The sequence below is a fragment of the Streptomyces sp. NPDC023527 genome (assembly GCF_055560115.1).
Genome location: NZ_JBVHJJ010000002.1, coordinates 392456 through 407416, shown reverse-complemented (window position 1 = coordinate 407416; position 14961 = coordinate 392456). Strand labels below are relative to the sequence as shown.

11 protein-coding genes are annotated in these 14961 nt (G+C 70.2%); 1 reads left to right on the top strand and 10 read right to left on the bottom strand.

Annotated elements, in window-relative coordinates; all coding sequences use genetic code 11:
• Positions 1-46: 46 nt before the first annotated feature.
• The 3 genes from ACZ303_RS05325 to ACZ303_RS05315 all read right to left on the bottom strand — a co-directional run bounded on the left by ACZ303_RS05325 (position 47) and on the right by ACZ303_RS05315 (position 2969).
• The gene (locus tag ACZ303_RS05325) at positions 47-829 is read right to left on the bottom strand and encodes a TIGR03936 family radical SAM-associated protein (RefSeq protein ID WP_467335240.1); all 783 of its coding nucleotides are present in this window, start codon (positions 827-829) and stop codon (positions 47-49) included.
• Positions 830-1063: 234 nt separating this feature from the next.
• On the bottom strand, positions 1064-2221 hold the full coding sequence (locus ACZ303_RS05320; RefSeq protein ID WP_467335238.1) for an HTTM domain-containing protein: 1158 nt from the start codon (positions 2219-2221) through the stop codon (positions 1064-1066).
• Positions 2211-2969 carry a DUF5819 family protein gene (locus ACZ303_RS05315; protein ID WP_467335236.1) on the bottom strand — a complete coding sequence of 253 codons (759 nt, stop codon included), beginning with the start codon at positions 2967-2969 and terminating at the stop codon, positions 2211-2213. Before ACZ303_RS05315 ends, ACZ303_RS05320 begins: the two co-directional genes overlap by 11 nt.
• A gap of 622 nt (positions 2970-3591) precedes the next feature.
• Between ACZ303_RS05315 and ACZ303_RS05310 the strand changes: the two genes are divergently transcribed.
• The gene (locus tag ACZ303_RS05310) at positions 3592-3768 is read left to right on the top strand and encodes a hypothetical protein (protein WP_467335234.1); all 177 of its coding nucleotides are present in this window, start codon (positions 3592-3594) and stop codon (positions 3766-3768) included.
• Between the two features lie 418 nt (positions 3769-4186).
• On the opposite strand, the gene ACZ303_RS05305 is transcribed toward ACZ303_RS05310, so the two are convergent.
• The 7 genes from ACZ303_RS05305 to mreC all read right to left on the bottom strand — a co-directional run bounded on the left by ACZ303_RS05305 (position 4187) and on the right by mreC (position 14734).
• The gene (locus ACZ303_RS05305; RefSeq protein WP_467335232.1) at positions 4187-5689 is read right to left on the bottom strand and encodes an ice-binding family protein; all 1503 of its coding nucleotides are present in this window, start codon (positions 5687-5689) and stop codon (positions 4187-4189) included.
• A 432-nt stretch (positions 5690-6121) separates the two neighbouring features.
• Positions 6122-8071, bottom strand: coding sequence for a TIGR03960 family B12-binding radical SAM protein (locus ACZ303_RS05300; RefSeq protein ID WP_467335801.1), 1950 nt, complete (start codon positions 8069-8071; stop codon positions 6122-6124).
• Positions 8072-8111: 40 nt separating this feature from the next.
• A complete protein-coding gene (locus ACZ303_RS05295; protein ID WP_467335230.1) occupies positions 8112-9644 on the bottom strand; it encodes a CYTH and CHAD domain-containing protein in 1533 nt (510 codons plus the stop codon).
• A 74-nt stretch (positions 9645-9718) separates the two neighbouring features.
• Entirely contained in the window at positions 9719-10918 is a 1200-nt protein-coding gene (gene rodA / locus ACZ303_RS05290) for a rod shape-determining protein RodA (RefSeq protein ID WP_467335228.1), read from the bottom strand.
• Entirely contained in the window at positions 10915-13053 is a 2139-nt protein-coding gene (mrdA, locus tag ACZ303_RS05285) for a penicillin-binding protein 2 (RefSeq protein WP_467335226.1), read from the bottom strand. Before mrdA ends, rodA begins: the two co-directional genes overlap by 4 nt.
• 70 nt (positions 13054-13123) lie before the next feature.
• Complete coding sequence (gene mreD / locus ACZ303_RS05280; RefSeq protein ID WP_467335224.1) at positions 13124-13798, bottom strand: rod shape-determining protein MreD; 675 nt, start codon at positions 13796-13798, stop codon at positions 13124-13126.
• 3 nt (positions 13799-13801) lie between these two features.
• Complete coding sequence (gene mreC, locus ACZ303_RS05275; RefSeq protein ID WP_467335222.1) at positions 13802-14734, bottom strand: rod shape-determining protein MreC; 933 nt, start codon at positions 14732-14734, stop codon at positions 13802-13804.
• Positions 14735-14961: the final 227 nt, after the last annotated feature.

The window sequence follows — 14961 nt, the reverse complement described above, 5'->3', positions numbered from 1 at the left end:
ACCCGGGTGGCTCCCTGGTCGACCGGCGGCGCGGCGACGGCCGTCCTTACGCGGGACCTTCCGGCACCTGCGCGGCACCGGCGCTCGGTCCGGCGGCCGTGATTGATGCGGCCGGGGAAGCGTCGCGGTCGGGCGCGAGCGGGTCGGTCACCGTGCCGGACTCCTCATCGAGCAGCCCCTGCGCCAGCCTGGTCACCGCAGCGGGGACCGGCGGCGCCAGGTCGGCCGTAGCGCGGAGACCGGACAGGACGTCGTCGGGTCGAACGGCAGGTGTCAAGTGCCGAACAACCAGCCGCAGTATCGCACAGGCACCGTCGCCGGGCCTATCGGCCGGAGCGTCGAGGGCCTCCAGCCGGGCGACGGCGGCGCGGGTGTCGAAGGTTCGCAACCCGTTTTTCGTCCGGCGCTGGACCTCGACGGTCTCCGCCGCGAGGAACGCCGTGACGGCACGCTCGGCATCCGCCGGCTCGACGCCGTCGAGCCGCATCTCCCAGACGGAGGCCTGCAGCCGGTCGGCGAACGAGGAGGTGTGCGCCTCCACCGCGTCCGTGATGTCGAGCCCGTCGGGCAGCGACTCGTCGAGGAGCTTGCGCAGCTCCTGCGGGTCGCGGACCTCGGCGAGCTGGATCTCCAGGAACTCGGCCTCGCTGCCCGTGCCGGTGGGTGCGGCATTGGCGTACGACACCTTGGGGTGCGGGGTGAAGCCCGCCGAGTACGCCATCGGCACGTCGGCCCTGCGCAGGGCCCGCTCGAAAGCGCGCTGGAAATCACGGTGGCTGGTGAACCGGAGGCGGCCGCGCTTGGTGTAACGCAGACGAATGCGCTGCACCGCGGGTGCGGGCGGCGGGCCTTCGGGCTGTCGCTTGCCCAGTGTCTTCAGTCCTTCGTGAGTGCGGTCGTACTGCTACCTAGAGTACGTGCAACGAGGGCCCCGCCGGATCGGCAGGGCCCTCGTTGGAACGCTTGTCAATCTGGGTCGAAGTACCCGCTCACGGTCTTATGAACCCAGTCCCCGTCTCAGGTGCGTGCGAGACGCACAGGATGGCGCTGCCGCCGCAGTCCGCTATTCCTGCTGGTCGGGAACCTTTTCCTGAGCGTGGCGAGCCGCCACCGGGGCACTGGCCCGCGGCGGGACGAGGCTTCCGGCCCGGGCCCTGGGCACCATCGCCCCGGCAGCGGGCCGTGGCAGACGCGCGCGCCAGGTCCGCTGGAGGAAGCAGAAGAGGCTGTCGGGCAGGAACACGGCGTCGGCGATGATCATCGCGCCGGAGAACACCGGGAGCCCCAGCATGACGGCGATCGCGACGTGCATGCCGATCAGCAGGACGAGAACGACGTATTTGAGCCTGCTGAACAGGGCGAACGGGCAGGCCACCTGGACCAGCACGGTGAGGTAACCGACGACGGCCATGAGGACCTGGTGGCTGTCGGCCACATGGGAGAGCCCGGGCCAGGGGCGGAACAGGTCGAGGTTCAGCACATAGTGCAGCGCGGTGCCGTCGCGCCACGTGCTTCCCTGCACCTTGTACAGACCGGCGCATCCGTACAGGATGCAGACCTGGGCCGCGATGACGAACATCCCGCAGTTGTGCAGCAGGACACTCAGCTGCCGCCGGACCGACACGGCCTGCTGGCGGGCGGGCAGCCAACTCGACCGCTGGTGTCCGCGCCCGTCCGCGCGGGCGCGGAGCCGCTTTCTGCGGGCGTCGAGGGACCAGCGTCGCCCACACGCGGTGAACACGAGGTACAGGGCCATCAGGACGATGAGGTTGTCCCCTCCGTCCGTGATGAAGATGTTCCTGCCGTGGAAGGAAGTCACCACGACGGCGAACAGCACGGACAGCACCCGGGTGCGCCACCCCAGCATGAACAACGCGCACGTGACGAGAGCCAGTACGTAGCAGGTCTCGAAGTACACGGGTCGGTCGGAGAGGGACAGAACGCTGAACCACCCGGTCTGACCGAGCAGCTCTCGCGAGAGGTCGGGAGTCCAGGGCGAGCCGGGTCCCCAGATCTCGTCCCGGTGGGGGAACTCGCGCAGCAGGAAGACCAGATACAGCAGCCCATACCCCATGCGCAGCACCGCCGCCGCGTGGAGTGAGACCGCTCGTTCGGTCAGGAAGGTGAACGCCCTGATCACAGGGTCGGGGTGCCGAGGCACGGCGCTCGGCGGTGGGCTGTCGGGCCGGGCGCCGGCACCGGTCGTCCGGTCAGTCGTCATGGGATGTCACCTGCCACCACGGGAGGTACCTGGAGTCGGAGGGGGTTTGCGGGAGGCGGCTGCCGTCGGCCCTCCGTGCCGGCGACGCGATCGGGGTGGTGATGACGCGCAGCTGGATCGCGTCGAAGGAACGGTGACCGCGGGCCGCGCGTCGCGCGGCGATGTTGAGCAGGTATCTCTGGATGATCCTGGCCCGGTCCGAGTCGGACCGGTCACTGGTCCCGTGCGAGTCGAGGTAGGCGGACCAGGCCCGTCGCAGCATGTTCTGGTTGACGTGGCTGGGGAAGGCGTTGTGCCGCACGGCGGTGGCGTCGATGGCGCTCAGGTCGCTCCAGCCGCTCACCTGCCGGGCCCCATCGGGCGACGTCGTCGCGGTCCGTGCCAGGACCCTCCGCCGAGCGGCCTCCGGATCGGGGGCGAACAGCCGCCAGTTCTGCTCGAAGTAGGGATAGATCCACGTGCTGATCTGCCCCTCGTACCGCTGGGAGACGGTGTTGGGGGGTGCGACGGACAAGAACACCATGGACACGTGCGCGATGGCCGTCGCGACGCACGCGGCAGCCGCGAGGGCGACCACCAATCCCGCCGGTCGCGACATCGGTACGGGCGAGGCCGGTCCTTTGCCACCGGATTCCTCCACGTCCGACGCGCCGGGTCCGGTGGCGGTTATGGGCAGCTTCGGAACCGGCCCTTCGTCCTTTACCGGCGTACTGCCGTTCCCCGCGCGGTTGTAGTCGGTGCTGCTCATCCCGTCCTCTTTGTCGTTTGGCCCGCGGTGCCCGCCGACCGCAGCGGTCCGCCCGTCCGCCCCGGGCGCGGTGGACGTCGCCCGGGGCGTCAGGAAATGCGTCGTGCGGTCCGCCCGCCGAGCGCGGTCCGCCGAACTGCGCGAGACCGCGCCCTCGCAGGCTGCCGAGCGCGGATACCCGCGTCGTCACCGACCGTGTCGGCCGTGGTGCCCGCAATCGGAGTGGTGCCGGCACTCGGAGTGGTGCCCGCAATCGGAGTGGTGCCGGCCGCATTCGTGGTCGCAACCACCGTCCCCCCAGTGGCCGCCGTGGCCGTACTCACCGTCGTGCCGACGGTCACACGACCCGAAGTCCCGGTCGTGGTCGCGCCCATGACCGCAACCGCGGTGGTGGTCGCAACGGTCGCAGCCGTGGCCATGCCGCCCGTGCCCACAAGAGCCGCCGCCCGTGCTGCCCGTGCTCGAGCCGCCGGTCACCGTGGCGGTGCTCCTGGGGATGAGGAGGCCCCCGACGGTCGGACCGGCGACAAGGCCGAGATGGCCGCCCGTCAGCCCGAGGGTGCCCCCCGACGTCAGCCCCAGGGTGAGATTCGTGGCCGGGAGGACCGACGGACCGCCCAGGTTGATCGCGTTCGCGCTGGTCGGCATCAGCACCATTCCCACGGCGCCGAGTACCACCGTGAGGACCGCTGCGGCCCAAGCGGTGAATCTGCGCCAAGGAGACGCGGAAGGAACATTCGATTTCATCGAGGTGCCCAACTCCTTCAAGGGTTCGGTGAATCCTGCACAGGCTGCCTGAAGCGCTTATCTCGGAAGCGCATACGGAATTCCATGCCGAGGAGAAGCACTGTTGCCTTTCAGCTTCCCTGGACGGATACCACGCGCTTCGAATAAGCCCTGGGAATAGTAGACACGGCTGAGGAAACCAGACCCTCGCAAAAGGGGTGGAGCATCCGAGTGATTTCCCAGGAGAAACGTCGGGTCACGGAAACTTCCGGATGGGATCGCGTGATCAACTCATGGGTTCGGCCCATCCGTCACGCACCGCCCGACTCCCTGACGACGTCCGCGCCAGGCTCGGTGCACATCGACCGGGGCGTCAGAAAATAAATCGTCTGTCATCAGGCAATGCGTCGTGCGGTCCGCCCGCCGGGCGCGGTCCGCGAATTACGCGAGACCGCGCCATCGCGGGCTACCTCATACGCACACCCACGACGTCACCGGCTGCGACGTCCGTGGTCCCCGCACTCGGAGTGGTGCCGACCGCATTCGCGGCCGCACCCACCGTGCTCACCGTCGTGCCGACGCTCACAGGACCCGAACTGCCGGTCATGGCCGTGCTCGTGGTCGCAGCGACCGCACGCGTGGTGGTGGCCCTCACCGTGGTCGCAGCGACCGCATTCGTGGTGGTGACCTTCACCGTGGTGGTGACCTTCACCGTGGTGGTGCCCCTCGCCGTGGTGGTCCTCGCCGTGGTGATGGCCCTCGCCGTGGTGGTGGCCCTCACCGTGGTGGTGGTGACCCTCATCGTGGTGATGGTGGCCCTCGCCGTGGTGGTGATGGTGGTGACCCTCATCCCCGCCCGTAACGCCGCCGCTCGGGCCCCCACTCGTACCGCCGGTGGTCTGGCCTCCGAGGAGACCTCCGATGATCGAGCCGCCCAGCAGGCCTCCGGTGAGCGGACCCCCGAGCAGACCACCCGCGACCGGGCCTCCGGGGCCCCCTGTCGTTGGGCCGCCAATCGGACCCCCCGTCGTCGGACCCCCGGTCGTCGGACCCCCTGCAGTCGGACCCCCCGTAGTCGGACCCCCGGTCGTCGGACCCCCGGTCGTCGGACCCCCGGTCGTCGGACCGCCGTCCGTCGTGCCCCCGGTCGCCGGACCGGCGATCGCGCCGCCGGTTCCCTCCGTCGTCGCGCCCGTGACCCCACCCGTCGTGCCGGCGATCAAGCCGCCCGTGCCCGCCGCACACGATTCCCGGGTGATGGTGTTGGTGTCCAGCGTGGTCGATCCATTGCGGGCGAGCGCGCGGCCGTCGATGGTCGCCGAGGTCTTGACCGAGATCGATGTGAGAGCCATGATCGTGCCGACAAACGTGGTCTCGGTCCCGATCGTGGCGGAACTGCCCACCTGCCAGAAGACATTGCACGGCTGCGCGCCATTGATGAGGGACACCGCACTGCCGGAGGCCGTATCCAGCGTCGATCCGATCTGGAAGATCCAGACCGCGTTGGGGTCGCCATGGGCGTCGAGCGTGAGCGTGCCCGTGATGCCGATCGACGACGCCGCTTTGTAGACCCCCGGATTCAACGTCATGCCACCGAGATCTCCGGGGGAGGTGAGGGTGGCATCAGGCGCCTGACCGGCGGCATTGTCGTACGCGATGGTCAGATCGCTCTGCGCCTGTGCCGCTTGCGCGTCCGCGGCGTGAATGGTTCCGTTCACCGTGCCGGGAGGGAATCCGGTCACCGAGGACCCCGGGCTCACACCAAGATCCCCATTGATCGTGGAGGGGCCGGTGTTGGTGACGCTCTGGCCGCCCAGGACCGCGTAGCTGTCTGCCGTACCGAGATTGGGGGCTACGCCGATCGCGCTCGCGCGGGTCGGCATCAGCGCCATCCCGGCGGCCACGAGCACCAGCGTGAGGACGGCAGCCGCCCACGCCGTGAATCCGCGCCAATAGGAAACGGTAAAGACGTCCGATTTCATCGAGGCGCCCACCTCCTTCGAAGGGTTCGGTAGAACTCATTTCAGGCGGCCCCAAGCACTGACCTCCGAGTGCACAGAATTCCGACGTAGGAAAATGCGATTACCTGATGCTGTCCCGGACGGAGATTATGCGCACTGAATGTTCCAGAGGAATGCTAGTGATCTGTTCGCGACTGCGCCGTCACAAAAGATGGAACATTCGGGTGGTCTTTCGTGATAAATCGTTCGTCCCTGTCATACGGAAATGAACCCGCACGGAAAAGGTCTGCGGGCACGGAACGGCGACGAAGCCGCTTCCCAAGGCGTGCGGGGCGCTCCGGCGCCCGCGCTTCCCGCTGCAAAGCATTGCGGCCCGCCGCCTGATGGCGACGGGCCGCAATGAGGGGCCATGCATTTGTCGATCGGATCTCGGCGACGCGCCGCGACGGCGCGGCGCCGCTCAGATCAGCAGCTGTTTCCGCTGGTCGCAGGCTTGACGACACTCAATGGCAGAAGCTTCTTGCCCGTCGGACCGATCTGGATGTCCAGGTCGAGCTGCGGGCAGACGCCACAGTCGAAGCACGGCGTCCAGCGGCAGTCCTCGACCTCGGTCTCGTCGAGCGCGTCCTGCCAGTCCTCCCAGAGCCAGTCCTTGTCGAGACCGGAGTCCAGGTGGTCCCAGGGCAGGACCTCCTCGTACGTGCGCTCGCGCGTCGTGTACCAGGCGACGTCCACGCCCTGCGGCGGCAGCGTCTTCTCGGCGCACTTGATCCAGCGGTCGTAGCTGAAGTGCTCGCGCCAGCCGTCGAAGCGGCCGCCGGACTCGTAGACCTCGCGGATCACGGCGCCGACGCGCCGGTCGCCGCGGGAGAGCAGGCCCTCGATGATGCCGGGCTTGCCGTCGTGGTAGCGGAAGCCGATCGAGCGGCCGTACTTCTTGTCGCCGCGGATCTTGTCGCGCAGCTTCGCCAGCCGCGCGTCGGTCTCCTCGGCGGACAGCTGCGGCGCCCACTGGAACGGCGTGTGCGGCTTGGGCACGAAGCCGCCGATGGAGACGGTGCAGCGGATGTCGTTCTGGCCGGAGACCTTGCGGCCCTCGGCAATGACGTTGACCGCCATGTCACCGATCTGGAGGACGTCCTCGTCGGTCTCGGTGGGCAGGCCGCACATGAAGTACAGCTTCACCTGGCGCCAACCGTTGCCGTACGCGGTGGAGACCGTACGGATCAGGTCCTCCTCCGAGACCATCTTGTTGATGACCTTGCGCATGCGCTCGGAGCCGCCCTCGGGGGCGAACGTGAGGCCGGAACGGCGGCCGTTGCGGGTCAGTTCGTTCGCGAGGTCGACGTTGAAGGCGTCCACGCGGGTCGACGGCAGGGAGAGGCCGATCTTGTCCTCTTCGTAGCGGTCGGCCAGGCCCTTGGCGATGTCACCGATCTCGGTGTGGTCCGCGGAGGACAGCGACAGCAGGCCGACCTCCTCGAAGCCGGTCGCCTTGAGGCCCTTCTCCACCATCTCGCCGATGCCGGTGATGCTTCGCTCCCGCACGGGGCGCGTGATCATTCCGGCCTGGCAGAAGCGGCAGCCGCGGGTGCAGCCGCGGAAGATCTCCACGGACATGCGCTCGTGGACGGTCTCGGCGAGCGGGACCAGGGGCTGCTTGGGGTAGGGCCATTCGTCGAGGTCCATGACGGTGTGCTTGGACACGCGCCACGGCACGCCCGACCGGTTGGGGACGACGCGGGCGATGCGGCCGTCGGGCAGGTACTCCACGTCGTAGAAGCGCGGGACGTAGACGCCGCCGGTCCGGGACAGGCGCAGCAGCACCTCGTCGCGGCCGCCGGGGCGGCCCTCGGCCTTCCAGGCGCGGATGATCTCGGTGATCTCCAGGACGGCCTGCTCGCCGTCGCCGATGACCGCGCAGTCGATGAAGTCCGCGATGGGCTCGGGGTTGAACGCGGCGTGGCCGCCCGCGAGCACGATCGGGTGGTCGACGGTGCGGTCCTTGGACTCCAGCGGGATGTCCGCGAGGTCCAGGGCCGTGAGCATGTTGGTGTAGCCGAGCTCGGTGGAGAAGCTCAGGCCGAAGACGTCGAAGGCGCTGACCGGGCGGTGCGCGTCCACGGTGAACTGCGGGACCTTGTGCTCGCGCATCAGCTCTTCGAGGTCCGGCCACACGCTGTACGTGCGCTCGGCGAGCACGCCCTCGCGCTCGTTGAGGACCTCGTAGAGGATCATGACGCCCTGGTTGGGCAGTCCGACCTCGTAGGCGTCGGGGTACATGAGCGCCCAGCGCACGTCGCACTCGTCCCACGGCTTGACCGTGGAGTTGAGCTCTCCGCCGACGTACTGGATGGGCTTCTGTACGTGCGGAAGGAGGGCCTCCAGGCGCGGGAAGACCGACTCGACAGGCATCGCGATGTCTCTCATGAGCGGGACAGGGTGACCCTCAAGACTAACGCGCCCGGAGAGCGGCCTTCGACCTCTGCCGTGAGACCTCCCGCCACAGCCCCGGCAGCTCCCGTTCGGCGGCCGACGCGCGCTGTTCCTCGCGGCCGTACAGCAGGCCCAGGGTGAAGGTGCTCTCGCCCGCGGCGTGGGCCTGGACGGCGAGGGCGCGCAGCGTCTCGCGGGCCATGACGCTGTCCTGGTGGTCGCCGAGGAGGCCCTGGACGGACTTCATGCGCTTGGCGAAGCGCTTCGCCGGCTTCCCGAGGGCGGGCCGGGCGGCCTCCGCGGCGTAGCGGGCGCGCTTGGCGGCCTTGCGGGCGTCGTGGAGGACGGCGTCGCGCTCGGGGCCGGGTGGCGTGGCGAGGGCGTGTTCGACGCGGGTGGCAAGGCGTTCGTAGTCGCGCAGGACGGCCTTGGCCAGGGTCTTCGCCGCCGGGCGGGCGGCGGCGGGGCGCAGGGGCGGGTCGGCGAGGAGGGCGTCGAGGGCGTCGAGGAGGGTGAGATAGCGGTCACCGTCGAGGAGCGCGGTGAGGCGCTTGCGGGAGCCCTTGCGGCGGCCGGCCTCCCAGATGCGCAGCCGGGCGCGTACGGGTCCGAGGGCGAGCGTGCCGTCCACCTCGGCGAGCCGTTCGCGGAGCCGTTCGGCGAGGACTTCGCGGTCGCGGTCGACGCCCAGTTCGGCGGCGAGCCACTTCAGCTCGGCGGCGACCGGGTCGGTGACGGCCCGGTCGAGGACCTTTCCGAACGTACGGAAGGCGCTGCGCAGCCGGCGGGTGGCGACGCGCATCCGGTGGACGGAGTCCTCGGTGCCGCGCCGTACGGCGGGGTCGAGGGCGAGGACGGCTTCGGTCTGTTCGCGGACGTAGGCCAGGACGTGATCGCCGGCGGTGGCCGCGCCGCGCTCCTTCGGCCTCCCGGGCGGTGGTGTCCGCCGCGTCTCGGTGAGGGCGCGGGCGAGCTTGGAGGGCGCCTTGGACGGTCGCAGGCCGGCCTCGCGCAGGTGTCGCTCGACGGTGTCGAGGAAGGCGGGTTCGCGGCCCTCGCCTAGCTCGATCTCGTACTCCGTCCAGTGGGCCGTGCCGCCGCCGTCGGTGAGGCGCTCGGCGCTCACCTCGTCGGCGGTGGCCTCGGCGAGGAGGGCGCCGCGGTCGTCGAGGAGGTGGCGGACGTGGCGGCGGGTGGCGATGCGGACGAGGGGCGTGAGCTCGGCGCGGCGGATCCGGGAGCGTACGAGGTCGGTGAGGGCGCGCGGGACGTCCCGGGACAGGGGGGCGCGGATCTCGTCGCGGACTCCCTGGGCGACGGGGAGCTTGAGGTGCCAGCCCGCGTCGCCGCCGCCGGTGCGGCGGCGCAGGGTGATGCCGGCCGCGGCGAGGCGCTGGTCGGCGGTGTCGTAATAGACGGCGTCGAGCTCGTCCGTGCCCTTGTCGGCGACGGTGGTGACGCCCTCGACCCGGCTCAGGTCGGGCGGCCGGGCCGGGCTCGTGGGGTCTCCGGCTTCGTACTTCCGCTCGATCTCTCGCACGGTGTCCGCCATGGAACCGAATCTAGTGCGCCCGGCGCCCGCTGGGGAGACCGCGTGGGGCGGCGGTGCGGTCCCCGGAGGTGCCGCTAGGCCGACATGGGCCGCTGCACCTTGATCGACTGGAGGAGTCCGATCGCGATCCAGGCGGCGAACATCGACGAGCCGCCGTAGGAGACGAAGGGCAGCGGGAGGCCGGTGACGGGCATGATGCCGAGGGTCATGCCGATGTTCTCGAACGCCTGGAAGGCGAACCAGGCGATTATCCCGGCGGCGACGATCGTGCTGTAGAGCTCGGTGGTGTCGCGGGCGATCCGGCAGGCGCGCCAGAGGACGACGCCGACCAGGAAGATGATGGCTCCCGCGCCGAGGAAGCCCAGTTCCTCACCGGCGACGGTGAAGATGAAGTCGGTCTGCTGTTCGGGGACGAACTGACCGGTGGTCTGGCTGCCGTGGAAGAGGCCGGAGCCGGTGAGGCCGCCGGAGCCGATGGCGATGCGGGCCTGGTTGGTGTTGTAGCCGACGCCGGAGGGGTCGAGCGCGGGGTTGGCGAAGGCGGCGAAGCGGTTGATCTGGTATTCGTCCAGGACGCCGAGTTGCCAGATGAGGACGCAGCCGAGGACGCCCGTGCCGATCAGGCCCGCGACCCAGCGGTTGGAGGCGCCGGAGGCGAGGAGCACGGCGAGGACGATGACGACCAGCACCATGACCGAGCCGAGGTCGGGCATCAGCAGGATGATCAGGATGGGCAGGGCGGCGAGCCCGAGGGCCTCCATGACGGTGCGGTGGTCGGGGTGGTGCCGGTCGCCGGCGTCCACCTTCGAGGCCAGCAGCATCGCCATCCCCAGCGTGATGGTGATCTTGGTGAATTCGGAGGGCTGGATGGAGAAGCCGCCGCCGAGCTGGATCCAGGAGCGGGCGCCGTTGATGGTCGCGCCGAGCGGGGTGAGCACGGCGACGGTGAGCAGCACGGAGATGGCGTAGAGGATCGGGACGGCGCCGCGCAGCGTGCGGTGGCCGACCCAGACGGCGGCGATCGCGAGGCCGAGGCCGACGCCGGTGTTGAGGATGTTGCGCAGCAGGAAGTAGTACGGATCGCCGTGGTTGAGCTCGGTGCGGCCGCGGGTGGCGGAGTAGACGAGCAGGGTGCCGATGCCCGAGAGGGCGAGGGCGGCCCACAGCATCACCCAGTCGAGGCGGCGCAGGACGGAGTCGCGGGCGGTGAGTCTGCCCCAGGCGGAGCGTTCGGGGGTGTAGCGGCGGACGTTGTAGCCCTCGGTGGCGCTCACTGCTGCTTCTCCTCCTCCTTCCTGGCGGGCGGGGCGGGGGGCTCGATCTTCTGGGCCTCGATCGTGCCGTCCTTCTCGATCCTGGGGAGCTTCTCCTCGGGGTGCGGGAGCAGCGCCTTCTTCGCGTCGATCTTGCCCTTCTCGTCGACGCCGTACAGCGCGTTGTAGATGTTGCGCACGGCCGGACCGGAGGCGCCGGAGCCGGTGCCGCCCTGGGAGATCGTCATGACGATCGTGTAGTCCTTGGTGTACGTGGCGAACCAGGAGGTCGTCTGCTTGCCGTAGACCTCGGCGGTGCCGGTCTTGGCGTGCATCGGGATCTCCTTCTGCGGCCAGCCCTCGAAGCGCCAGGCGGCGCTTCCGTTGGTGGCGACGCCGGCGAGGGCGGCGTCCAGCTGGTCCCGGGTCTTGCCGTTGAAGGGCAGCTTGCCGTGGGACTGGGGCGGGATCGGGCGGACGTTCTTGCCGTCGGGGCTGACGACGGCCTTGCCGACCGTGGGGTTGTAGAGCGTGCCGCCGTTGCTGATGGCGGAGTAGATGGTGGCCATCTGGATGGGGGTGACGAGGGTGTCGCCCTGGCCGATGGAGTAGTTGACGGAGTCACCGGCGCGCATGCGCATGCCGGACTCGCAGTTCTCCTTGGCGATCTTGGCGGCGTAGTCGTCCTCGCCCTTGTCCTTCGCCTTGCACCAGACGTCCTTGTTGGCCTCCCAGTACTTCTTCTTCCACTCGCGGTCGGGGACGCGGCCCCGGACCTCGTTGGGGAGGTCGATGCCGGTCTCCTTGCCGAGACCGAACTCGTGCGCGGTGCGGTAGAACCAGTCCTTGGGGTTCTTGGGGTTGTTGCCGCCGTCCTTCTGCCACTGGCGGTAGGCCAGGTCGTAGAAGACGGTGTCGCAGGAGACCTCCAGCGCGCGGCCGAGGTTGATGGGCCCGTAGCCCTTGGACTCGAAGTTCTTGAAGACCTGGCCGCCGATGCTGTACGAGCTGGAGCAGTTGTAGTTGTCGGTGAAGGCGTAGCCGGCGTTGACGGCGGCGGTGGCGGAGATGACCTTGAAGACCGAGCCGGGGGCCGCCTGGCCCTGGATGGCGCGGTTGAGCAGGGGGTAGTTGGAGTCCTTGCCCGTCAGCTGCTTGTAGTCCTTGCCGGAGATGCCGCCGACCCAGGCGTTGGGGTCGTAGGTGGGGTTGGAGGCCATGGCGACGACGCGGCCGGTCTTGGACTCCATCACCACGACGGCGCCCGCGTCGGCCTTGTAGTTGACGCCGGTGTTCCGGTCGAGCTCCTTGCGGGCGTCCTTCATCGCCTGGTCGAGCTCGCGTTCCGCTATGGCCTGCACGCGAGCGTCGATGCTGGTGACGAGGTTGGCGCCGGGGACGGCCTTGTCGCTCTTGGCCTTGCCGATGACGCGGCCCAGGTTGTCGACCTCGTAGCGGGTGACGCCGGCCTTGCCGCGCAGCTCGGTGTCGTACTGCCGTTCGAGTCCGGAGCGGCCGATCTGGTCCGAGCGCAGCAGCGGGGAGCGGCCGTTCTTGGCCTTCATGATCTCGTCGTCGGTGACGGGCGAGAGATAGCCGAGGACCTGGGCGGTGTTGGAGGCACCGGGGCCGGCGTAGCGCCGTACGGCCGTGGGCTCGGCGGTGATGCCGGGGAAGTCCTCGGCGCGCTCGCGGATCTGGAGGGCCTGCTGGGTGGTGGCCTCGTCGGTGATGGGGATGGGCTGGTAGGGCGAGCCGGCCCAGCAGGGGCGTGGCGTCTTGGCGTCGCACAGGCGCACCTTGGCGGCGACCTCGTCGGGCGGCAGGCCGAGGACGCCGGCGAGGCGGGTGAGGACGGCCTTGCCGCGGTCCTTCATCTTCATCAGGTCGGTGCGGCTGGCGGAGACGACGAGGCGGGTCTCGTTGTCGGCCAGCGGCACGCCGCGGGCGTCCAGTATCGAGCCGCGGGTGGCGGGGGCGACGACCTGCTGGATGTGGTTGTCGGCGGCCTCGGCGGTGTACTGGTCGCCGTTGCGGATCTGCAGATACCAGAGGCGTCCGCCGAGGGTGAGGAGCAGCGAGAAGACCAGGATCTGGATGGTGACCAGGCGGATGGTGACCCGGGAGGTCCGCCCGGTCTCGGGCAGGTTGCTCACGGCGCCTCCCACGGTCGGCCCGGCGGACGGCCGGGGAATCGTCCCTCGAAGGAGTGCGGGGCGTACGGGCTCACAGCCGCTTCACCCCCTTGACGCGTCCGGCGCGGTTGCGCATGGACTTGCCGAGCAGGCCGCCGCGCTGGCTGCCGATGCGGCTGCCGCGCCCGCCGCCGCCCAGCCAGCCGTACGCGCCCTCGCCGGCGCCGCCGCCCATGGTGGAGGGGCCCTCGCCGGCCAGCGGGTCGTTCTGGGTGCGCCGCGCGAGGGCCATGACCAGCGGCACCGTGAAGGGCGCGAGCAGCAGGTCGTAGAGGGCGGCGCTGAGCAGCAGGCCGGTCAGGCCCACGTGGCGGGCTGAGGTGTCGCCGACGAGGGAGCCCACGCCCGCGTAGAGCAGGGTGGAGACGACGGCCGCGGCCACGACGACGAGCATGGGCACGGTGGCCGAGCGGAGCCGGCCGGTCTCCGGTCTCACGAGGCCGACGGCGTAGCCGACGAGGGCGAGCACGAGGGCGTAGCGCCCGGTGGCGTGGTCGGCGGGCGGCGCGATGTCGGCGAGGAGGCCGGCGCCGAAGCCGATGAGGGCGCCGCTGGTGTGGCCGTAGACGAGCGCGAGGCCGATGACGACGAGCAGCGGCAGGTCGGGGACGGCGCCGGGCAGGTGGAGGCGGGCGAGGACGGTCACCTGCACCACGAGGGCGACCACCACGAGCAGGGTCGCGAGCAGGATCCGGTTGAGACGCATCGGTCAGTCCTGGGGTTGGGCGCTCGGGCTGGGGGTGACGGTGACGGTCACCGTGGGCGTGGGCTTGGGCGCCTCGGGCTTGGGCGGCAGGACGGTGTCGCGCGGGTCGGTGCGCGGCGGCTGGACGACGACGCCGACGATGTCGAGCCTGCTGTAGCCGACGTACGGGCGGACCTGGAGGGTGCGGGTGAGGCCGCCGCCGGCGGGCTCGACACGGGTGACCTCGCCGACGGGCACGCCGGGGACGAAGGGCTTGTCGCGGCTGGAGCCGAAGGTGACGAGGCGGTCGCCCGCGTGGACGGTGGCCTTGCCGTTGAGGAGCTCGACGCGCAGGTCGCGGTCGCCCTGGCCGTTGGCGAAGCCGAGTTCGCCGGTCTTCTCCATGCGGGTGCCGACGGTGAACTTGGGGTCGCTGGCGAGCAGCACGGTGGCGGTGGAGGGGCCGACGGTGGTGACGCGGCCGACGAGTCCGTCGCCGTTGAGCACGGTCATGTCGCGCTTGATGCCGTCGTTGCTGCCCGCGTCGATGGTGACCGTCCAGGAGAAGCCCTGGGCCGCTCCTATGGCGACGACCTGGGCGCCCTTGATGCCGTACTGGCCGGCTCCGGCGGTCTTGAGCATGGCGTCGAGCTCGCGGGCCCGGCCGCGGTTGCGGTCGTCGCTGCCCAGGCGCTGCTTGAGGGAGGCGTTCTCGCGCTCCAGCGTGCTGATGCGGTTGTGCCGTTCGCCGGAGTCCCGTACGGCCGCGACGGCGTCGCCGACCGGGTCGACGGCGGCGGCGACCCCCTCCTCGACCGGGCCGAAGGCCGAGGCGGCGGCGTGCCGGACGCCGTCGAGCGGGGAATGCTCGCCGCCGCGGATGTCCACCGTGATCAGCGCGAACGCGATGGCGACCAGCAGCACCAGCAGCAGCCGGCTCTCTCGTGTGTCCCTCACGTGCGGCGGCGTGCCCTTCTCGTCGGACCGGTCGGCTGCGGGTCCGGGCCGGTCATCGGGAGCGTTCTGCCTGTATATCAGGTCGATTCCCGGCTACGGGTACGCCGGGCGCCGCCCTCGCGCGCCTATCGGCCACCGGCGGACGCGAGGGGCCGGACGATCCGTGGATCATTCCTGGAACGGCCGGTCCCGAGCGGTCGGGACCGGCCGGTCCGGCGGTTCAGCGG